Annotated in this window: 17 protein-coding genes and 1 riboswitch; of the genes, 13 read left to right on the forward strand and 4 right to left on the reverse strand. The window is 64.1% G+C overall.

All coding sequences use genetic code 11. The features are described from left to right. Positions 1 to 71 precede the first annotated feature (71 nt). Complete coding sequence (locus tag J5M58_RS15450; protein WP_004577390.1) at positions 72 to 404, reverse strand: multidrug efflux SMR transporter; 333 nt, start codon at positions 402 to 404, stop codon at positions 72 to 74. An 87-nt stretch (positions 405 to 491) separates the two neighbouring features. On the opposite strand from J5M58_RS15450, the gene J5M58_RS15455 reads away from it, so the two are divergent. Together J5M58_RS15455 and waaA are read left to right on the forward strand one after the other, a co-directional pair. Beyond that, a complete protein-coding gene (locus J5M58_RS15455; protein ID WP_207878661.1) occupies positions 492 to 1382 on the forward strand; it encodes a LysR family transcriptional regulator in 891 nt (296 codons plus the stop codon). Between the two features lie 11 nt (positions 1383 to 1393). Then, complete coding sequence (waaA, locus tag J5M58_RS15460) at positions 1394 to 2665, forward strand: lipid IV(A) 3-deoxy-D-manno-octulosonic acid transferase (protein WP_207878663.1); 1272 nt, start codon at positions 1394 to 1396, stop codon at positions 2663 to 2665. 178 nt (positions 2666 to 2843) lie between these two features. Here waaA and J5M58_RS15465 read toward each other — a convergent pair whose 3' ends face one another. Further along, positions 2844 to 4280 carry a TolC family outer membrane protein gene (locus J5M58_RS15465; RefSeq protein ID WP_207878665.1) on the reverse strand — a complete coding sequence of 479 codons (1437 nt, stop codon included), beginning with the start codon at positions 4278 to 4280 and terminating at the stop codon, positions 2844 to 2846. Positions 4281 to 4440: 160 nt separating this feature from the next. After that, positions 4441 to 4547, forward strand: a riboswitch (TPP riboswitch). A 154-nt stretch (positions 4548 to 4701) separates the two neighbouring features. On the opposite strand from J5M58_RS15465, the gene thiC reads away from it, so the two are divergent. Beyond that, a complete protein-coding gene (gene thiC / locus J5M58_RS15470) occupies positions 4702 to 6582 on the forward strand; it encodes a phosphomethylpyrimidine synthase ThiC (RefSeq protein WP_025340847.1) in 1881 nt (626 codons plus the stop codon). Between the two features lie 164 nt (positions 6583 to 6746). Beyond that, a complete protein-coding gene (cytX, locus tag J5M58_RS15475) occupies positions 6747 to 8030 on the forward strand; it encodes a putative hydroxymethylpyrimidine transporter CytX (protein ID WP_112253704.1) in 1284 nt (427 codons plus the stop codon). On the opposite strand, the gene J5M58_RS15480 is transcribed toward cytX, so the two are convergent. Next, entirely contained in the window at positions 7999 to 8745 is a 747-nt protein-coding gene (locus J5M58_RS15480) for an RsiV family protein (protein ID WP_133975782.1), read from the reverse strand. The two genes, cytX and J5M58_RS15480, sit on opposite strands and share 32 nt — an antisense overlap. A gap of 196 nt (positions 8746 to 8941) precedes the next feature. Here J5M58_RS15480 and J5M58_RS15485 point away from each other — a divergent pair, with 196 nt between their 5' ends. From J5M58_RS15485 to J5M58_RS15525, 9 genes are all read left to right on the forward strand, one after another. Continuing rightward, positions 8942 to 9559: an NUDIX domain-containing protein gene (locus tag J5M58_RS15485; RefSeq protein ID WP_112253702.1), complete on the forward strand. Its 618-nt coding sequence runs from the start codon at positions 8942 to 8944 to the stop codon at positions 9557 to 9559. Next, positions 9550 to 10002 (forward strand): DUF1249 domain-containing protein, encoded by a 453-nt coding sequence (locus J5M58_RS15490; RefSeq protein ID WP_016501905.1) that lies wholly within the window; start codon positions 9550 to 9552, stop codon positions 10000 to 10002. Before J5M58_RS15485 ends, J5M58_RS15490 begins: the two co-directional genes overlap by 10 nt. A gap of 85 nt (positions 10003 to 10087) precedes the next feature. Next, positions 10088 to 10888: a 3',5'-cyclic-AMP phosphodiesterase gene (cpdA, locus tag J5M58_RS15495; protein WP_207878667.1), complete on the forward strand. Its 801-nt coding sequence runs from the start codon at positions 10088 to 10090 to the stop codon at positions 10886 to 10888. Between the two features lie 273 nt (positions 10889 to 11161). Beyond that, complete coding sequence (locus J5M58_RS15500) at positions 11162 to 11770, forward strand: YqiA/YcfP family alpha/beta fold hydrolase (protein ID WP_112253700.1); 609 nt, start codon at positions 11162 to 11164, stop codon at positions 11768 to 11770. A gap of 34 nt (positions 11771 to 11804) precedes the next feature. Continuing rightward, positions 11805 to 13709 (forward strand): DNA topoisomerase IV subunit B, encoded by a 1905-nt coding sequence (gene parE, locus J5M58_RS15505; RefSeq protein ID WP_207878669.1) that lies wholly within the window; start codon positions 11805 to 11807, stop codon positions 13707 to 13709. After that, a complete protein-coding gene (locus tag J5M58_RS15510; protein WP_207878671.1) occupies positions 13706 to 14692 on the forward strand; it encodes an esterase-like activity of phytase family protein in 987 nt (328 codons plus the stop codon). Before parE ends, J5M58_RS15510 begins: the two co-directional genes overlap by 4 nt. Further along, on the forward strand, positions 14689 to 15207 hold the full coding sequence (locus J5M58_RS15515) for a TIGR02281 family clan AA aspartic protease (RefSeq protein ID WP_112253698.1): 519 nt from the start codon (positions 14689 to 14691) through the stop codon (positions 15205 to 15207). Before J5M58_RS15510 ends, J5M58_RS15515 begins: the two co-directional genes overlap by 4 nt. 10 nt (positions 15208 to 15217) lie before the next feature. Then, on the forward strand, positions 15218 to 17476 hold the full coding sequence (gene parC, locus J5M58_RS15520; protein WP_112253697.1) for a DNA topoisomerase IV subunit A: 2259 nt from the start codon (positions 15218 to 15220) through the stop codon (positions 17474 to 17476). Positions 17477 to 17647: 171 nt separating this feature from the next. Next, positions 17648 to 18358: a membrane integrity-associated transporter subunit PqiC gene (locus J5M58_RS15525; RefSeq protein WP_112253696.1), complete on the forward strand. Its 711-nt coding sequence runs from the start codon at positions 17648 to 17650 to the stop codon at positions 18356 to 18358. A 146-nt stretch (positions 18359 to 18504) separates the two neighbouring features. Here J5M58_RS15525 and J5M58_RS15530 read toward each other — a convergent pair whose 3' ends face one another. Further along, positions 18505 to 19968 carry an AhpA/YtjB family protein gene (locus J5M58_RS15530; RefSeq protein ID WP_207878673.1) on the reverse strand — a complete coding sequence of 488 codons (1464 nt, stop codon included), beginning with the start codon at positions 19966 to 19968 and terminating at the stop codon, positions 18505 to 18507. Positions 19969 to 20006: the final 38 nt, after the last annotated feature.

Raw genomic sequence — 20006 nt, forward strand, 5'->3', positions numbered from 1 at the left:
GCATGCTTTGTGGGAGCGGCCTTGTGTCGCGAAAGGGCCGCAAAGCGGCCCCGGCAATAGTCAGGCGAACATCAATGCCCAGCAGTCTTCGAAAACAGCTGAATCACCACCACCCCACCCACAATCATGGCCATCCCCAGCATCGCCGGCATATCCAGCTTCTGCCCGTAGATCACCAGCGCCGCCACACTGATCAGTACAATCCCCAGCCCCGACCAGATGGCATAGGCGATCCCCACCGGAATACTGCGCACCACCAGGGTCAGCATCCAGAACGCAATGCCATAGCCAACCACCATCAGCAGCAACGGCAACGGCGTGCTCAGGCCTTTCACTGCTTTCATGGAAGCGGTGGCGATGACTTCGGCGCAGATGGCGATGGCGAGGTAGGTGTAGGCATTCATGGCGGGATCCTCCGGTGACTGGACGGGCATTCTAGACGTTACCTGGATGGGGTAAAGTCATTACCTATCACTATTGGAGATAGGCTGATGGCCGAGCAGTGGAACCTTGAACAGTTGCGTACCTTTCTGCGTGTTGCAGAACTGCGCTCGTTCTCTGCCGTGGCCCGTGAGCAGCGCAAGGCCCAGTCGGCGATCAGCAGCGCGATCGCCCTGCTCGAAACCGATCTTGGGGTCACCTTGTTCGAGCGCAGCAGTGGTCGGCAACCCAAGCTGACCGAAAACGGCAGCGCCTTGCTGGAAGATGCTCGCGAACTGTTGCGCCAGTGCGAGCGTCTGGATGGCCGTGCGTTGGCGCTGATGCGTGGGCAGGAGGCCTTGTTGCGGGTCGCCCAGGATGAAGCCATGCCTTATCAGCCGGTCATTGACAGCCTCGACGAACTGGCCAGCCGCTATCCGTTCCTGGAGGTGCAACTGGCCAGCGGCGCCCAGGGTGATGTGGCGCGCAAGCTGGTAGAGCGGCGCGCCGATCTTGGCCTGTTCTTCCACCACGAGAGCATCCCGGCCTCGCTGGAGCGGCGCGCTCTGGGTAGCGTGGAAATGGTCACCGTATGCGCGGTCGGCCACCCGCTCGCCGGCGAAGCCCGGGTCACACGCCAGCAACTGGCGCGCCACCGACAATTACTAATCACCCCGCAGCAAAGCGGCTACCCCGGCGGCGAGGCGATCAGCCCGCAGGTGTGGCGCGCCGACAGCTTCTATGCAATGGCCGAACTGCTGATGCGCGGCCTGGGCTGGGCCTGGCTGCCGCGGCACGTGGTGCAGTACCCGACTTACCAGGCGCACATGGTCGAACTGGACAGCGAGTGGCGGCCACCGGCCTTGGTGGCTGAACTGGCCTGGCGCCGCGACGCGCCACTGGGGCCGGCCGCGCAGTGGCTGGCCGAGCGCTTTGCGGTGCACCTGCGCGCGATCGGGTAAACTCCGCGGCCATGAACAGAACTCTCTATACCTTGTTGTTTCACCTGGGCCTGCCGCTGGTTGCGCTGCGCCTGTACCTGCGCGCGCGCAAGGCGCCAGCCTATGGCCAACGCATCGGCGAGCGCTTCGCCTTCAAGCTGCCGGCCATGCGCCGGGGCGGCATCTGGGTGCACGCGGTATCGGTGGGCGAGAGCATTGCGGCGGCGCCGATGGTGCGAGCCTTGCTCAAGGCCTACCCGGAATTGCCGATCACGCTTACCTGCATGACCCCGACCGGTTCCGAGCGTATTCGCGCCATGTTCGCCGACGAACCACGCGTGCAGCATTGCTACTTGCCCTACGACCTGCCTTGGGCTGCGGGGCGTTTTCTCGACCAGGTGCAGCCGAAGCTGGGCATCATCATGGAAACCGAGCTGTGGCCCAACCATATTCACCAGTGTGCAAAGCGCGGCATTCCGGTAGCGCTGGCCAACGCACGCTTGTCTGAGCGTTCGGCCCGTGGCTATGGGCGCTTTGCCAGGCTGACCCGGCCCATGCTGGCCGAGATGAGCCTGATTGCCGTGCAGACCGAAACCGAGGCCCAGCGCTTCCGTAACCTGGGCGCGCGCCCGGAGTGCGTGCAGGTCACCGGCTCGATCAAGTTCGACCTGAAGGTCGACGAGCAACTGTTGCCGCGCGCCAGGGCATTGCGTGAGCAGTGGGACGCTGCACAGCGTCCGGTGTGGATCGCCGCCAGTACCCACGAAGGTGAAGACGCATTGATCCTGCAGGCGCATCGGCAGTTGCTGCAGGTGCATGGCGATGCCCTGCTGATCCTGGTGCCGCGCCACCCCGAGCGATTCGCTGCGGTGCATACTCTGTGCAGCGAACAGTTCACCACCGTGCGCCGCTCTGCCGGCACGCCGGTCGATGGGCAGACGCAGGTATTGGTCGGCGACACCATGGGCGAACTGCTGTTCCTCTATGCCTTGGCCGACATCGCCTTTGTCGGTGGCAGCCTGGTGGCAACCGGCGGGCACAACCCGCTGGAGCCCGCAGCGCTGGCCCTGCCGGTACTGATGGGGCCGCATGTGTTCAACTTCCTCGAAATCAGCGCGATGCTGCGCGAGGCGGGGGCGTTGCAGCAGGTGGACGATGCCGACGGGCTGGCCGAAGCGGTGCGGAGGCTGGTCGAGTTACCGCAGGATGCCCAGCGCATGGGTGATGCGGGCAGGGCGGTGATGCGGGCCAATCAAGGGGCTTTGCAGCGGTTGCTCGATGGGTTGGGCAAACTCATCAGCTGACTTCTAAACAGAGTCAGCAATGGTGCGGTCCTTGTAGGAGCGGCCTTGTGTCGCGAAAGGGCCGCATAGCGGCCCCAGCAATCTGTGCATCACTGCTGATTCTCTGGGGCCGCTCTGCGGCCCTTTCGCGACACAAGGCCGCTCCTACAGCGACCGCGCTCGCCTTGGTCCAGTACTTTCAGGGGCGACGCTCGAAGTTCTTGGCCGCTGCAGCCGCCAGGTCCGGCGGCAGGAAGTCCTTGTCCGGGTTGTAGTCCGGCTTCAGGTACCGCTTGAGGTCCTCAAGGTCCTGCGGGCTCAAGGTGCCGGCCGCCTGCTTCAGACTCAGGTTGTCGAGGATGTAGTCATAGCGGCTGTTGTTGTAGTCGCGCACCGAGGTGTACAGCTGACGCTGGGCGTCGAGCACATCGACGATATTGCGGGTACCCACCTGGTAACCGATCTCGGTGGCTTCCAGCGCGCTCTGGTTGGAAATGATCGACTGCTTGCGCGCCTGCACCTGTTCCACATCGGTGTTCACCGCGCGGTGCAGGTTGCGGGTGTTCTCCACCACCTGGCGGCGCAGGCTTTCCCGCTGCTGTTCGCTCTGGCTCAGGCGCTGGTAGGCCTCGCGCACCTGCGAGCTGGTCAGGCCGCCGCTGTAGATCGGGATGTTCAACTGCAGGCCGATGCTGGTCTGCTCGACGTCGCCGCCATAGCGCGTAACCGGGGCCGGTGCGGGGTTGGTGAAACCGAAGTTGTCGTTGTCACCCTTCTGATACTTGGCCACTGCGTCCAGTGTCGGCGCATGGCCGGCCTTGCGCTGGCGCAAGGTTTCCTCGGCAGCGACCACCGCATGGTTGGTGGCCAGCAGGTTGAGGTTCTGGCGCCCGGCGGTTTCGACCCAGGCCTTGGCGTCGTTGGGCGTAGGGACCTGCACCGGCAGGGTGTGGACCACGCCCTGAATCGACGTGTATTCCCGGTTGGTCAGGGTTACCAGGGCCTCGAAGGCATCCTGTACCTGGCGCTCGGCAATGATCCGGTTGGCCCGCGCCGTGTCGTAGCTTGCCTGGGATTGCAGCACATCGGTCTTGTCGGACAGGCCGACGTCGAAGCGTTCGTTGGACTGGTCCAGTTGGCGCTTGAAGGCAGCTTCCTCGGCCTTGGTCGCCGCCAGGTTGTCCTGGGCGCGGAGCACGGCGAAGTAATTCTGCGCGGTTTGCAGGATCAGGTTCTGTTCGGTCGCCGACAGCTCCAGCGCCGCCTGTTCGTTGACCGCTTCGGCCGCCTGCAACTGGAACCAGCGGTCGGCGCGGAAGATAGGTTGCGCCAGGGTAGCGCTCCAGGTATTGCCGCTGCGGTTGCTGGTGGCCGAGGGTTCGTCCAGCTTGGTGCGGGTGTTCAGCATCTCGGCACCGGCCGACAGGTTAGGCAACAACCCGGCGCGAGCCTGTGGCACCACTTCGCGGCGTGCGCCGTAATCGGCGCGGGCCGCAGCCAGGTCAGCGTTATTGTCGACCGCTTCCTGGTAGACGCTGACCAGGTCGGTCTTGACTGTTTGGGGCACGTCCGCTGCCCAGACCATTCCGTTGGACGCACAAGACACGGCTATCGCCAGTGAAAGTTTGCGCAGCATAGAGGCAATCCTTGTACGAAATTTAATTACTGAACTGTTGAGTATCGAGCGACGGGCCAGTGTAGTGCCATGCGCACCCGGCAACAATCGCTCGGGGTGCCTTTCATCATCCGCGCATTTACCCGCTTGGCTTCACCGACCACTCCAGTCTAGACTGCGCATGTTCTTGTCGGGGTGCCTTGAAGCAAAGGCTGAGATCGCAAAGTTGCGGATCCCGTTGAACCTGATCAGGTTAGCGCCTGCGTAGGGAACAAGATTGCTCGCCTTCCCGGGGAGCCTCTTGTGCCAGGTCCGGGAATGTCGCAGCTGCATGCAGCTTCAGGCACCCCCATATCCGGCACTGCACCCATCAAGGGTGCGTCCGCGCCTTTCAGGTTCACCCCGACATTCCACTGCTAGGAAGCCGTCTGGAGAGCCTGTGATGACCAAACAAGAAAAAGCGATCAACCTAAGCGAATCGGCACAAGTCGATCAGCAGTCCGTGCAACCGTTCCCGCGTTCGCGCAAGGTGTATGTCGAAGGCTCGCGCCCGGACATCCGGGTCCCCATGCGTGAAATCAGCCTGGACGACACCCCGACCGACTTCGGTGGCGAGTCCAATGCCCCGGTGCTGGTCTACGATACTTCCGGCCCGTACACCGACCCTAACGTTGTCATCGATGTGCGCAAGGGCCTGGCCGACGTGCGTTCGGCGTGGATCGAGGCGCGTGGTGACACCGAGCGGCTGGCCGGCCTGAGCTCCGACTTCGGCCAGCAGCGCCTTAACGATGCCGAACTGGCCAAGCTGCGTTTCGCCCACGTACGCAACCCGCGCCGTGCCAAGGCTGGCGCAAATGTCTCGCAGATGCACTACGCCCGCCAGGGCATCATCACCGCCGAGATGGAGTACGTGGCCATCCGTGAAAACATGAAGCTGCAAGAGGCACGCGCCGCCGGCCTGCTCGACGAGCAGCACGCCGGCCACAGCTTCGGCGCCAACATCCCGAAAGAAATCACCCCCGAGTTCGTGCGCCAGGAAATCGCCCGTGGCCGCGCGATCATCCCTGCCAACATCAACCACCCGGAAGTGGAGCCGATGATCATCGGCCGCAACTTCCTGGTGAAGATCAACGGCAACATCGGCAACAGCGCCCTGGGTTCCTCGATCGAGGAAGAAGTGGCCAAGCTGACCTGGGGCATCCGCTGGGGTTCGGACACGGTCATGGACCTGTCCACCGGCAAGCACATTCATGAAACCCGCGAGTGGATCATCCGCAACTCGCCGGTGCCGATTGGTACCGTGCCGATCTACCAGGCGCTGGAAAAGGTCAACGGCGTGGCCGAGGACCTGACCTGGGAGCTGTTCCGCGACACCCTGATCGAGCAGGCCGAGCAGGGCGTGGACTACTTCACCATCCACGCCGGCGTACTGCTGCGCTATGTGCCACTGACCGCCAAGCGTGTTACCGGTATCGTCAGCCGTGGTGGCTCGATCATGGCCAAGTGGTGCCTGGCCCACCACAAGGAAAACTTCCTGTACACCCACTTCGACGAAATCTGCGAAATCATGAAGGCCTACGACGTCAGCTTCTCGCTGGGCGATGGCCTGCGCCCCGGCTCGATTGCCGACGCCAACGATGCCGCACAATTCGGTGAACTGGAAACCCTCGGCGAGCTGACCAAGATCGCCTGGAAGCATGATGTGCAGTGCATGATCGAAGGCCCGGGCCACGTGCCGATGCAGCTGATCAAGGAGAACATGGACAAGCAGCTGGAATGCTGCGACGAGGCGCCGTTCTACACCCTTGGCCCGCTGACCACCGATATCGCCCCTGGCTACGACCACATCACCTCGGGCATTGGTGCAGCGATGATCGGCTGGTTCGGTTGCGCCATGCTCTGCTATGTCACGCCCAAGGAGCACCTGGGCCTGCCGAACAAGGATGACGTGAAGACCGGCATCATCACCTACAAGATCGCCGCGCATGCCGCCGACCTTGCCAAGGGCCACCCGGGTGCACAGATTCGTGACAACGCCTTGTCCAAGGCGCGCTTCGAATTCCGTTGGGAAGACCAGTTCAACCTCGGCCTGGACCCGGACACTGCTCGCGCCTACCACGACGAAACCCTGCCGAAGGAATCAGCCAAGGTCGCGCATTTCTGCTCGATGTGCGGGCCGAAGTTCTGCTCGATGAAGATTACCCAGGAAGTGCGTGAGTACGCGGCCAAGATCGAAACCGTGGATGTGACGGTCGAGCAAGGCATGCGCGAGCAGGCCGAGCGGTTCCGCCAGGAAGGCAGCCAGCTGTACCACAAGGTGTAACTGACTTTACATCTGCATTGAACCGGCTGGCCTCTTCGCGGGTAAACCCGCTCCCACAGGTATCCCACTGCCTTGAGCATTGTGCGGTCCCTGTGGGAGCGGGTTTACCCGCGAAGAGGCCAGTCGGTTCAGCACATACCTCAACCCTTTTGGCGATCACAACAATGACCACCCCCAGCCAATTCTCCCCCGACCACCCGGTCCCCATCGCTCAGCGCATCTTCGGCGCCCGCGACCTGTTCTCGCTATGGTTTTCCCTCGGCATCGGCCTGATGGTGCTGCAGGTCGGCGCCATGCTGGCCCCCGGCCTGGGCCTTGCAGGCGCAGTGCTGGCCATTGCCCTTGGCACCGGTGTGGGGGTGCTGCTGCTGGGGGCCGCCGGTGTCATTGGCAGCGACACCGGCCTGTCGGCCATGGGCACGCTTAAACTGAGCCTGGGCGGCCACGGCGCGCGCTTGCCGGCGCTGCTCAACCTGCTGCAACTGGTCGGCTGGGGCGCGTTCGAGATCATCGTCATGCGCGATGCCGCCAGCCTGCTGGGCGCGCGGGCGTTCGGCGAAACCAGTGCCTGGAACAGCCCTGTGCTCTGGACGCTGTGCTTCGGCGCCCTGGCCACCTTGCTCGCGGTCGGTGGGCCGCTGGCGTTCGTGCGCAAGGTGCTGCGCACCTGGGGCATCTGGCTGCTGCTGGGTGCTTGCCTGTGGCTGACCTGGAACCTGTTCGCCAAGGCCGACCTGGCGGCACTGTGGAACCGCGCCGGCGACGGTTCGATGTCGCTGGCCGTTGGCTTCGATATTGCCATTGCCATGCCGCTGTCCTGGTTGCCGCTGATCGCCGACTACTCGCGTTTTGCCCGTAACGGCAAACATGTATTCGGCGGTACGGTACTGGGCTACTTTATCGGCAACACCTGGCTGATGAGCCTGGGCGTGGGCTACACCTTGGCCTTCGCCGGCAGTGGCGAAGCCAACGCCCTGCTGCTGGCCCTGGCGGGCGCTGGCATGGGCATTCCACTGCTGCTGATTCTACTCGACGAGTCGGAAAAGGCATTTGCCGACATTCACTCGGCGGCCGTTTCCACCGGCGTGCTGGTGCGCCTGAAGGTCGAACACCTGGCGCTGGCCATTGGCGTGCTGTGCACGCTGATCGCCCTGCTGGCGCCGCTGGCACAGTACGAGAACTTCCTGCTGCTGATCGGTTCGGTGTTTGCACCGCTGTTCGGTGTGGTCTTGATGGACCACTACGTGATCCGTCGCCGCCGCCTGCCGGCACAGGTGCATGGCTTGCACTGGCAGGCACTGCTGGCCTGGGGGGTGGGCGTTGCGGCGTACCATGTGATCGCCGCGCAAGCGCCCGACGTAGGGGCGACCCTGCCGGCATTGCTGCTGGCAGGGCTACTGCACGGGCTGCTGAGCCTCAGCCGCGGCCGGGAAACAGTTCGGGCTTGAGCACGCCATTCAGGCGCGGGTAGGGGATCTTCAATTCCACGTGGCCCATGGAATAGGGCGCGATGGTATAGACCTCGTACTTGACCACCACCGCGCCGTACGTCAGGGCGACGTGCGGCGACCGTTTGAACGGCCAGGTCTTGATGAACTCGGCATCCTTGTCCATGCCCACGCTGATCAGCCAGGCGCGGTGCGATTCTTCGACGGTTTTCCAGAAGGTGTCTTCCTGGCCGGGCACCAGCATGTCCTGCAGGGTCAGCACCTTGTCCAGCTTGCGCGAATAGTTGATGAAACCGCGCCCGGGCATGCCGTGGGCGCCGCCGCTGTCCAGGTAGCTGGACAGTTCGATGATCACCAGCCCGTCATGCTGCTCACGTACCTTGGCTTGCAGATAGCTGCTGTTGCGCTTGTCGGCACTGGCCAGGTACTGCTGCTCGTAGGCTTGCAGGGTGGCGGGTGCGTTACCGCGCTGGTTGTCTTCGGTCAGTTGCAGCAGGCGTTTCTCGACAATGCCATCGAGCTTGGGCAAGGCCGGGAAGTGGATCATGTCGATGTTCACCAGCGGGCAGTCGCTTTCGCTGCAGCCGGGTTTGACATGCTCCCAGGCATCGCGCTTGACCTCGAGCGGCGCCCGGTAGTTAGGCGTGAACAGGCTTTGGCAGGCCCCCAGGGCCAGGGCCAGCACAGCCACGGAAGTCAGTTTGACAAGTGTCATGAGGATCCTTGCAGAACAGGGAAAAGTCGGCCTTTGACCGTCTGCGCGGCCTTCAGTTCGCCACTAAGCTAACAGAGAGAAGGCGCGCTGTCCCGAGTGGGCGAACGGTTGCCGGAAAGGGGTGAAACCGGCAGGCGTGCAGAGTAGGATGGCGCGATGCGGTAAGCATGTGGTTGATGTAGCAACGAGGATTTCCATGTCAGACACGTTGAATTCGGTGCCCAAGGCGGTCGAGATCGTCAAGCGGGCCAATTGCTTCCAGGGCTTCTACAAGCTCGACAAGGTGCACCTGCGCCACGAGCTGTTCGCCGGGGGCATGGGCCGTGAGATCAGCCGCGAGTTGTTCGTGCGCCATGATGCGGTGTGCGTGCTGCCCTACGACCCGCAACGCGATGAAGTGGTGCTGATCGAGCAGTTCCGTGTGGGGGCGCTGGGCAAGGTCGACAACCCTTGGCTGATCGAAATGGTGGCCGGGCTGATCGACAAGGATGAGCAACCCGAGGAAGTCGCCCACCGCGAAGCCGAAGAAGAAGCCGGCCTGGCCTTCACCGCCCTGTGGCCGATGACCCGTTACTTCCCGTCGCCCGGCGGTAGTGACGAATACGTTCACCTGTTCCTCGGCCGTTGCAGCAGCGAAGGGGCGGGCGGCCTGCATGGCCTGGAAGAAGAGGGCGAGGACATTCGTGTGCGCGTGTGGTCGTTCGAGAATGCCTTGCAGGCTGTACGCGACGGGCGTATCTGCAACGCGGCGACCATCATCGGCCTGCAATGGCTGGCGCTGAATCGTGACGAAGTAAGAGGTATGTGGAAGTGAACCTGCTGCGCGAGCGTTATCGGGTCGACCTGGTCGGGCTGCAGGCAGCCTGCGAGGCCAACTACGCCCGGCTGATGCGCCTGTTGCCAGACATGCGCACCACCCAGAGCTCGCGCCGCATCGGCATGACCCAGGGCGACCAAATGCTCGGCGTGCTGGTGCTCGATGTGGTACTGGCCTGCCCGTACACCACCACCCTGCACGTGCGCCAGGAGCACAGCCTGCCGTGGTTGCCGGTACCGCACCTGGAAGTGCAGGTGTACCACGATGCGCGCATGGCCGAAGTGGTCAGTGCCGAGCACACCCGGCGCCTGCGCAGCATCTACCCCTATCCGAACGAGGCCATGCACCAGCCGGACGAAAAGGCCCAGCTCAACCTGTTCCTCGGTGAATGGCTGAGTCACTGCCTGGCTTGTGGCCACGAACTGGCGAGCGTTCGCTGAAGTGTGACGCAGGTCGTTCGTGGGTGTTTGCTCGCGACCGTCGCCCAGCCATAATTCCTGCTGAATCCGTTCGAGGAGACGGCCGTTGCCGCAGCCAGACCAATCGCGCCCCGTGCATGTGGTGCAACTGACCGATGCCCACCTGTTCGCCGACCCGGCCGGCAGCATGCTGGGCCTCAATACCCGTGACAGCCTGCGCCATGTAGTGGCCCAGGTGCAGCGGGAGCAGCCGCTTGTCGACCTGCTGCTGTGCACCGGCGACCTGTCCCAGGACGCCAGCGTGGCCTCCTACGAAGCGTTCCGCGAGCTGACCGCGCCGTTTGCCGTGCCCACGCGCTGGTTGCCGGGCAACCACGACGAGGCGCGGGTCATGGCGCAAGTGGCGCCGGAGCTGGTGCAGGCAGTGACCGATATCGGTGCGTGGCGCATCATCACGCTCGACACTGCGGTACCTGGGGCCACCCATGGGCTGCTGGAAGATCACCAGCTGAGCGTGTTGAAGGCTGCCCTGCAAGAGGCGGGCAACCGGCACTGCCTGGTGTGCTTCCACCATCAGCCGGTGGATATCGGCTGTGCCTGGATAGCGCCGATCGGCTTGCGCAATGCCCAGGCGCTGTTCGATATCGTCGAGGGTTATCCACAGGTGCGGGCGCTGCTGTGGGGGCATGTGCATCAGCAATGGGATGAAGTGCGCGGTGGTCGTCGCCTGCTGGCCACGCCGTCGACCTGTATCCAGTTTGCAGCGGGTAGCGAGGATTTCAAGGTAAGCGAGGAACAGCCTGGATACCGCTGGCTGCGCCTGCATGCCGACGGGCGGTTGGAGACTGGAGTGGAGCGGGCGCTGGACTTCGAAGTGAAGCTCGATTTCGATAGCCCTGGGTATTGAGCTGCGGCTGCAGACGCGCTCAATTGTAGGAGCGGCCTTGTGTCGCGATGGGCCGCAGAGCGGCCCCGGCAATGTCTGTGGCGAAGCTGCAACCCTGGGGCCGCTTCGCGCCCCATCGCGACACAAGGCCGCTCCTACAGGGAACTGTGGTTGCGCCTTCGGTGAAGAAATTGTTGCGAAACCCGTGACACTGCGTCAAAACCCGGCGAACGCGCTACACTGCGCGTCCCTGCGCCTATCACCGGGCGCGAAGCCACAGATTCCGGGGGCAGCATGTCGGGTTCCATCCTCTATATCCATGGCTTTAACAGCTCGCCACTTTCGACCAAGGCGCGTCAACTCGAGGCCGTGATGCAGCAACTGGGTCTGTCGGCCCAATTGCGGGTGCCCGCCTTGCACCACCACCCACGCCAGGCCATCGCCCAGCTCGAAGCGGCCATCGCCGAACTTGGCGCGCCATTACTGGTGGGCAGTTCGCTCGGCGGCTACTATGCCACCCATCTGGCCGAGCGCCACGGCCTCAAGGCCCTGCTGGTGAACCCGGCGGTGACCCCGCACAAGCATTTCGACGGCTACCTGGGCATCCAGCACAATCACTACACCGGTGAAGCCTGGGAGTTGACCCACGACCACGTGCAGGCCCTGGCCGAACTGGAAGTGCCAGCCCCGGTGGATGCCAGCCGCTATCAAGTGTGGCTGCAGACCGCCGATGAAACCCTGGACTATCGCCATGCCGAGCGCTATTACCGTGCTTGTGCGCTGCGCATACAGGCCGGCGGCGATCACAGCTTCCAGGGCTTCGCCGAGCGCCTGCCGGCACTGCTGGCCTTCGCCGGCATTGCCCGTGGGCAGTATGCAGCGCTCGATTTTTCTGTATTTTGACTTTTTGCATTCACCAGACTGACGACGAGACCCTATGGCCACTCCCAGCGCTAGCGCTTATAACGCAGACGCCATCGAAGTCCTCTCGGGCCTTGACCCGGTCCGCAAGCGGCCGGGCATGTACACCGATACCAGCCGCCCCAACCACCTGGCCCAGGAAGTCATCGACAACAGTGTCGACGAAGCCCTGGCCGGGCATGCCCGTTCGGTGCAGGTCATCCTCCATGCCGACCACTCGCTGGAAGTCAGCGACGATGGCCGCGGCATGCCGGTGGACATCCACCCGGAAGAGGGCGTGTCCGGGGTCGAGCTGATCCTCACCAAGCTGCACGCCGGCGGCAAGTTCTCCAACAAGAACTACCAGTTCTCCGGCGGCCTTCACGGCGTGGGCATTTCGGTGGTCAACGCCCTGTCGACCCAGGTGCGCGTGCGCGTCAAACGTGACGGCAACGAATACCAGATGACCTTCGCCGATGGCTTCAAGGCCAGCGAGCTGGAAGTGGTCGGCTCGGTTGGCAAGCGCAACACCGGTACCAGCGTGTACTTCAGTCCCGACCCCAAGTACTTCGATTCGCCGAAGTTCTCCATCAGCCGCCTCAAGCACGTGCTCAAGGCCAAGGCCGTGCTGTGCCCGGGCCTGCTGGTCAGCTTCGAGGACAAGGCCAGCGGCGAGAAGGTCGAATGGCACTATGAAGACGGCCTGCGCTCCTACCTGGTCGATTCGGTCAACGAGTTCCAGCGCCTGCCCGACGAGCCGTTCTGCGGCAGCCTGGCCGGTAACAAGGAGGCCGTGGACTGGGCCCTGTTGTGGTTGCCCGAAGGCGGTGACAGCATCCAGGAAAGCTACGTCAACCTGATCCCTACCGCCCAGGGCGGCACCCACGTCAACGGCCTGCGCCAGGGCCTGCTGGATGCCATGCGCGAATTCTGCGAGTTCCGCAACCTGCTGCCGCGCGGCGTGAAGCTGGCGCCGGAAGACGTCTGGGAGCGCATCACCTTCGTGCTGTCGATGAAGATGCAGGACCCGCAGTTCTCCGGGCAGACCAAGGAGCGCCTGTCGTCGCGCGAGGCGGCTGCCTTCGTTTCCGGCGTGGTCAAGGACGCTTTCAGCCTGTGGCTCAACGCCCACCCCGAGTTGGGCATGCAGCTGGCGGAGCTGGCCATCAGCAACGCCGGGCGTCGCCTGAAGGCCAGCAAGAAGGTCGAGCGCAAGCGCATCACCCAGGGCCCGGCACTCCCCGGCAAACTGGCCGATTGCGCCGGCCAGGACCCGATGCGCGCCGAACTGTTCCTGGTCGAGGGTGACTCGGCCGGTGGCTCGGCCAAGCAGGCACGCGACAAGGAGTTCCAGGCGATCCTGCCGCTGCGTGGCAAGATCCTCAACACCTGGGAAGTGGACGGTGGCGAAGTCCTGGCCAGCCAGGAAGTGCACAACATCGCCGTGGCCATTGGCGTCGACCCGGGGGCCACCGACCTTGCGCAGCTGCGCTATGGCAAGATCTGCATCCTCGCCGACGCCGACTCCGACGGCCTGCACATCGCCACGCTGCTGTGCGCGCTGTTCGTCCAGCACTTCCGCCCACTGGTCGAAGCCGGGCATGTGTACGTGGCCATGCCGCCGCTGTATCGCATCGACCTGGGCAAGGAAATCTACTACGCCCTCGACGAGGCCGAGCGTGACGGTATCCTCGATCGCCTGGTGGCCGAGAAGAAACGCGGCAAGCCACAGGTCACCCGCTTCAAGGGCCTGGGCGAGATGAACCCGCCACAGCTGCGCGAAACCACCATGGACCCGAACACCCGGCGCCTGGTGCAGCTGACCCTGGACGATGTGCAGGCCACCTGCGAGCTGATGGACAAGCTGCTGGCCAAGAAGCGCGCGGGCGACCGCAAGAGCTGGCTGGAAACCAAGGGCAACCTGGCCGAGGTCATGGTTTGATTCCGCGGCTTCTGACTGCCTGCCTGGCGCTGGTTGCCCTGCCGAGCCTGGCGGGCAACTGGCCAGAGTTGAAGCTGAGCGCCGAGCACCCGATCGAAGGCATGCGCGGTGGCAACCTGTCTGGCCTGGTGGAATGCCGGGGCGGGCTGTGGGGCGTGTCCGACCGCGACGACGACCGCATCTACCGCCTTGACCAGCAGAACGCCACCTGGCGCGCACAACCGCTCACCTTCACGCCGCCGCCGGTGCCGGAAAGCGGCCTGCCGTGGGGGCTGAAGTCGCGCAACTGGGCGGCTTCGTACATTCGCGGTGGTGAGCTGGATTTCGAAGGCATCACCTGTGACCAGGCTGGCAACCTGTACCTGGTCAGCGAGGCCCATGCAGCCGTACTGCAGCTACCGCAGGAGGGCAAGCCGGACTGGTTGAAGATCGACCCGGCGATGGTGCGCCAGGCCCGGGCCAGTGGCATGCTGCTGAACTTCAACGCCTTGTTCGAAGGCCTGGCTATCAACCCGGCGGGCGACCGCCTGTGGCTGGCCGCCGAGCGCGAGCGGCGGGGCCTGGTGGCAATCGAGCGCCAGCAATCGGTGTGGACCTGCGGGCGCAGCTGCGTGCTGCTGAGCGAGGCTGGCGTCGAAATGCAACCGGCGCAGATGCCCAATGCCCAGGCGCTGTCGCGCGACTTCGCCGATCTGGCCTGGTTCGAAGGCAAGCTGTTCACCCTCGAACGCAACGCTTACAGGGTGTGCCGTCGCGATACTGACAGTGGCAAGGTCGAGCGCTGCTGGTCGTTCGCTGCCGATGCCCTGGTCGAGTCGCGCCGTTATCAACAGCCGTTCGGCCTGGCCGAGGCCCTGGTGATCGATGCCAAGGGCGCCTGGATCGGTGTGGACAACAACAACGGCGCCCGCGCCGATGGCGAGACACGCCCGATCGTCTGGCGCTTCGATGCGCCGGAAGGCGGATGGAGCGCCAAGCCATGAGCCAGGCACCGGGCAAGCGGGCTGGCAAGGTATTGATGATCGTCGCCTGGGCGGCGGCGCTGTTCCTTGCCACGCGTTTCTTCGGCCAATGGGAAGACAGCCAGCGCAACCCCAATGCCCAGGTGCAATCGTCGCATGGCGAAGGCTTCATCGAGGTGCGTCTGCTCGGCAACGGCCAGGGCCACTTCGTGGTGGATGGCGCGATCAACGGCCAGGTGGTGCATTTCATGCTCGACACAGGTGCCACCGACGTGGCCATCCCCGAGGCGTTGGGCCGCGAGCTGGGCCTGCAGCGCGGCAGCCCGGTGCAGCTCAGTACCGCCAACGGCCGTACCGAGGGCTACCGCACGCGCCTTGCGAGCCTGCAGTTGGGTGATATCCGCCTGCAGGACGTGCGTGCCATCGTGGTACCGGGCCTGGACGGGCAGACCGTATTACTGGGCATGAGTGCCCTGAAACAACTTGAATTTACCCAGCGCGGCGGCACCATGTTGCTGCGCCAGAACCTGAAATGACGAGGCCCGCATGAGCGACTCACTGGAACTCAGCCTGGACGGCGTGGAACGCCGCTCGCTGGCTGACTTCACCGAACAGGCCTACCTCAACTACTCCATGTACGTGATCATGGACCGCGCCCTGCCGCACATCGGCGATGGCCTGAAGCCGGTGCAGCGACGCATCGTCTACGCCATGAGCGAGTTGGGGCTCGATGCCGATGCCAAGCACAAGAAGTCGGCGCGTACCGTTGGTGACGTGCTCGGCAAGTTCCACCCCCACGGCGACTCGGCCTGCTACGAGGCCATGGTGCTGATGGCGCAGCCGTTCAGCTACCGCTACACCCTGGTCGACGGCCAGGGCAACTGGGGTGCGCCGGACGATCCGAAGTCGTTCGCCGCCATGCGTTATACCGAAGCGCGTCTTTCGCGCTACGCCGAAGTGCTGCTCAGCGAAGTGGGCCAGGGCACCGTGGACTGGGTGCCCAACTTCGACGGCACCCTGCAGGAGCCGGCCGTTTTGCCTGCGCGCCTGCCCAACATCCTGCTCAACGGCACCACTGGTATCGCCGTGGGCATGGCCACCGATGTGCCGCCGCACAACCTGCGTGAAGTGGCCACGGCGTGTGTGCGCCTGCTCGACGAGCCCAAGGCCACCATCGAGCAGCTGTGCGAGCACATCCAGGGGCCGGACTACCCGACCGAGGCCGAGATCGTCACGCCGCGCGCAGAAATCCTCAAGATGTACGAAAGTGGCCGCGGTTCCATCCGCATGCGTGCCGTGTACCGCGTCGAGGATGGCGACATCGTTGTCACCGCGCTGCCGCACCAGGTCTCCGGGGCCAAGGTGCTGGAGCAGATCGCTGCGCAGATGCAGGCCAAGAAGCTGCCGATGGTCGCCGACCTGCGTGACGAGTCGGACCACGAGAACCCGTGCCGCATCGTCATCATCCCGCGCTCCAACCGGGTGGATGCCGATGAACTGATGCAGCACCTGTTTGCCACCACTGATCTGGAGAGCAGCTACCGGGTCAACATCAACATCATCGGCCTGGATGGCCGCCCGCAGTTGAAGAACCTGCGGACGATCCTGGTGGAATGGCTGGAGTTCCGCACCAATACCGTTCGTCGCCGCCTGCAGCACCGCCTGGACAAGGTGGAGAAGCGTCTGCACCTGTTGGAAGGTTTGCTGACCGCGTTTCTCAACCTGGATGAAGTCATCCACATCATCCGCACCGAGGAGCACCCTAAACAGGCGCTGATTGCCCGCTTCGGCCTGACCGAAATCCAGGCCGACTACATCCTCGAGACCCGCCTGCGTCAATTGGCGCGCCTGGAGGAGATGAAGATTCGCGGCGAGCAGGACGAATTGCTGAAGGAACAGGCCAAACTGCTGGCCCTGCTGGGCAGTGAGGCCAAGCTGCGCAAGCTGGTACGCAGCGAGCTGATCAAGGATGCCGAAACCTATGGCGACGACCGCCGCTCGCCGATCGTCGAGCGCGCCGAGGCCAAGGCCCTGTCGGAAAACGAGCTGATGCCGACCGAGCCGGTCACCGTGGTGCTGTCGGAGAAGGGCTGGGTGCGCTGCGCCAAGGGCCACGACATCGATGCCACCGGCCTGTCGTACAAGGCCGGCGATGGCTTCAAGGCCGCCGCCGCCGGGCGCTCCAACCAGTTTGCCGTACTTATCGACTCCACTGGCCGCAGTTACTCGCTGGCCGCCCATAGCCTGCCGTCGGCGCGTGGTCAGGGCGAACCGCTGACCGGTCGCCTGACGCCACCGCCGGGGGCCACCTTCGAGTGCGTGCTGTTGCCGGACGACGATGCGCTGTACGTGGTGGCTTCGGACGCCGGCTATGGCTTCGTGGTCAAGGGTGAAGACCTGCAGGCCAAGAACAAGGCCGGCAAAGGCTTGCTCAGCCTGCCCAACGGTGCCAAGGTCATGACCCCGCGCCCGGTGGCCAACCGCGAGCAGGACTGGCTGGCGGCGGTCACCACCGAAGGCCGCCTGCTGGTGTTCAAGGTCAGTGACCTGCCTCAGCTTGGCAAAGGCAAGGGCAACAAGATCATCGGGGTGCCGGGCGACCGGGTGGCCAGCCGTGAAGAATTTGTTACCGATCTGGCCGTGATTGCCGATGGCGCGACACTTGTATTGCAAGCCGGCAAGCGTACCCTATCTCTGAAAGCGGACGACCTGGAGCACTACAAGGGCGAGCGCGGACGGCGCGGCAGCAAGCTGCCACGCGGGTTCCAGCGGGTCGATGGGTTGCAGGTGGAAGTGCCGGCATAACCGGTGAAATGTCTGGAACGGCAATTTCAGCGCCGTTCCGGGCAGAAATGCTGGAGTCGGACGGTTATTTCGCGGATGATATGGCCCTTGCGGTGCCGGCGTGGCCGTGTGCCCGTTTGAACATACATGTATCACTGCGGTTGGCCTGTTGGCGACCGCCTGGATGGGATGATGAAATTTCTGCGCCTTCCATTTGCGCTGTTGATGACTGGCCTGCTGGGCCTTGGCGGGTGCACCATGCACCAGCCGGTTGCCCTGTACCAGCTCGACAGTGGTGATCCTGGCCAGCCTTCGCAGAGTGCGGGCATGGCCGTGGTGCTCGGCCCGGTATCGGTAGCCGATTACCTGCAACGTGAGACGTTCCTGCAGCGTCAGCCTGATGGCAGCCTGAGTTCGGCGACCGACGGTCGATGGGCCGGTAGCCTTTCGTCGGATATCGACCAGCTGCTGGTGCGCCAGCTTGCCTGGCGCCTGGACAGCCAGCGTGTGGTGCTGGCCCCGGCGGCGGCCGGTTTCAACCCGGATGTACAAGTGCTGTTGTCGATCACGCGCCTGGACTCGGGCAAGGACCAGCCGGCCATCCTGGATGCCCAGTGGCGCCTGCTGGACCGCCGTGGCCACGTGCGTGACAACCGCATCGTTCACCTTGAGCAGCCACATGCGGGCAGCGAGGCGTCGCAGGTGCAGGCCCAGGGTCAATTGCTGCAGAAGCTGGCCGAACAGCTGAGCACGGCGGTCAAGCCGCTGGCAAACCAACCGGCGATTGCCGAAGAGTCGCCAAAGAAGCAGGCTGCTCCGGTTCAGGTAAAGAAGACGCCGGAGAAATCCAAGATCCCGATGGCAGCGCCGATTCGGACCGATATGGAAGTCTACCGGTTCTGATCGAACTGCCAGATACGAAAAAGCCCGCAACGATGCGGGCTTTTTCGTATCTGCTGTTTGTGTACTGCCTGTACCGGCCTCTTCGCGGGTAAACCCGCTCCCACAGGTATGGGAGCGGGTTTACCCGCGAAGAAGCCACCTCGATATCAGGCTCGGCGTTCGTGCATCCGCGCCAGTTGCCGCTCCAGCATCGACGGGTAGGGCTCCATCAGGCGCTCCACGCAGCAGGCGCCTTCGGGGCTGGCAATCGGGCGAATGCGGGCGCGCTGGCGAATCAGCGTGTCATCGCTGATCTGCCTCTCTACCAGCAACAGGTTGCGGCTGTGCTGCGACAGCGCCAGGGCGTCCTGGGCCTTTTCGGCCATCAGCAGGTCCACCAGCTCCAGCCCTTGCAGGTCATTGCCCAGGGCCAGGCCCAGTTGCAGCTGCAGGGTTATGCCGCTGTCCGCTACCTCGATCTGCAGGGCATGGCCCAGGGCGCGCAATAGCTCGCCGCAGCAGATGGCGTTGGTCAGATAGTCCTCGCCGCAGTCGCGGCTGTGGAACAGCACCAGGGTGCTGCCGTCGTTGAGCGTGTGAGTTTCGCCGTCGTAGAGCGAGGCGGCGTGCTCCAGGCAATCGCGGTAGCGCTCGGTCAGTTCGGTCAGGCGCGTGCGCGGAAGGCGGCGCAGCTGCTCCTGCGAACCTAGTTGCACGGCAAGCACGGCACTGTACTGCGGCTCGTCGGATTCGATCACGGCGGCCTTGGGCGCGCTTTCGTCGTCCAGCAGGCCGGCGAAGGCTTCATCATCATCGTCATCATCGTCCGCCTGGGTGGCAGGCTTGGCGCGTGGTGCGGCCTTGGCTGCCGGGACTGCGTCGTGCAGGTCATCGAACTGCTCGTCGTCCTCTTCTTCAGGCTCCGGCTCAGGTGGCGGTGGCGGGGCCAGGCGCGCATGCAGCTGGCGGGCGATGTCGCCGATCTCGTCCTGCCGGTCGGTGGCCGGGGTATAGGGTTGCGGGTCGCGCAGCCACACCCGCAGCTGCAGCAATGGCAGAGTGATGAAGCGGCCCTGGCGCAGGCTCAAGGTCAGCGCCAGCACCAGCAGGATGGCGGCAAGTATGCCCATGCTCTGCAGGCTGATCAGCATCGGCTGCTGGAACTGGCTCATGTCCAGGCTGATGCGCAGTTGCCCGGCGGTCACATCCTGGAAGGTGATCTTGGTCTGGTACAGGCCTTCGGCCTCGCCCAGCAGGCTGTTGCGCGGGCGCTGCCCGGCTTCGGCGAGGATGCGGTTGTCCACGCTGTAGATCGCCGCATGGGCCACCAGCGGGTTCTTCACCAGGTTGCCGAGCAGCACGTTGAGGCTGAGGATGTCGTTGGCCACCAGCAGCTCGGTCGCCGAGGTGGCGGTCTGGGTAGTCAGGCTCTGGCCCAAGGCATCGGCCTGCTCGTGCATGGCCTGCTTGAACTGCAGGCCCATTACGCAGGCGTAGATCACCAACGCCAGCGCCACCAGGAATATGTTGGTGCAGGCGATGCGCAGTGCCAGCGGCACGCGACGTTGACTCAGGGCGCGATAGATCATCAGGAAGAAGTTGTCTGCTTTGACGGGCGTGGGCCGGTTCACTGAGCTCGGCTCTTAATGGCATGAAAGTGTGGGGCAGT

The organism is Pseudomonas sp. 32_A, assembly GCF_017490905.1.
GTDB lineage: Bacteria > Pseudomonadota > Gammaproteobacteria > Pseudomonadales > Pseudomonadaceae > Aquipseudomonas > Aquipseudomonas inefficax.

Coding starts and splice junctions, on each gene's coding strand:
- J5M58_RS15450 (WP_004577390.1), bottom strand. CDS start 404: ATGAATGCCTACACCTACCTCGCCATCGCCATCTGCGCCGAAGTCATC.
- J5M58_RS15455 (WP_207878661.1), top strand. CDS start 492: ATGGCCGAGCAGTGGAACCTTGAACAGTTGCGTACCTTTCTGCGTGTT.
- waaA (WP_207878663.1), top strand. CDS start 1,394: ATGAACAGAACTCTCTATACCTTGTTGTTTCACCTGGGCCTGCCGCTG.
- J5M58_RS15465 (WP_207878665.1), bottom strand. CDS start 4,280: ATGCTGCGCAAACTTTCACTGGCGATAGCCGTGTCTTGTGCGTCCAAC.
- thiC (WP_025340847.1), top strand. CDS start 4,702: ATGACCAAACAAGAAAAAGCGATCAACCTAAGCGAATCGGCACAAGTC.
- cytX (WP_112253704.1), top strand. CDS start 6,747: ATGACCACCCCCAGCCAATTCTCCCCCGACCACCCGGTCCCCATCGCT.
- J5M58_RS15480 (WP_133975782.1), bottom strand. CDS start 8,745: ATGACACTTGTCAAACTGACTTCCGTGGCTGTGCTGGCCCTGGCCCTG.
- J5M58_RS15485 (WP_112253702.1), top strand. CDS start 8,942: ATGTCAGACACGTTGAATTCGGTGCCCAAGGCGGTCGAGATCGTCAAG.
- J5M58_RS15500 (WP_112253700.1), top strand. CDS start 11,162: ATGTCGGGTTCCATCCTCTATATCCATGGCTTTAACAGCTCGCCACTT.
- parE (WP_207878669.1), top strand. CDS start 11,805: ATGGCCACTCCCAGCGCTAGCGCTTATAACGCAGACGCCATCGAAGTC.
- J5M58_RS15515 (WP_112253698.1), top strand. CDS start 14,689: ATGAGCCAGGCACCGGGCAAGCGGGCTGGCAAGGTATTGATGATCGTC.
- parC (WP_112253697.1), top strand. CDS start 15,218: ATGAGCGACTCACTGGAACTCAGCCTGGACGGCGTGGAACGCCGCTCG.
- J5M58_RS15525 (WP_112253696.1), top strand. CDS start 17,648: ATGAAATTTCTGCGCCTTCCATTTGCGCTGTTGATGACTGGCCTGCTG.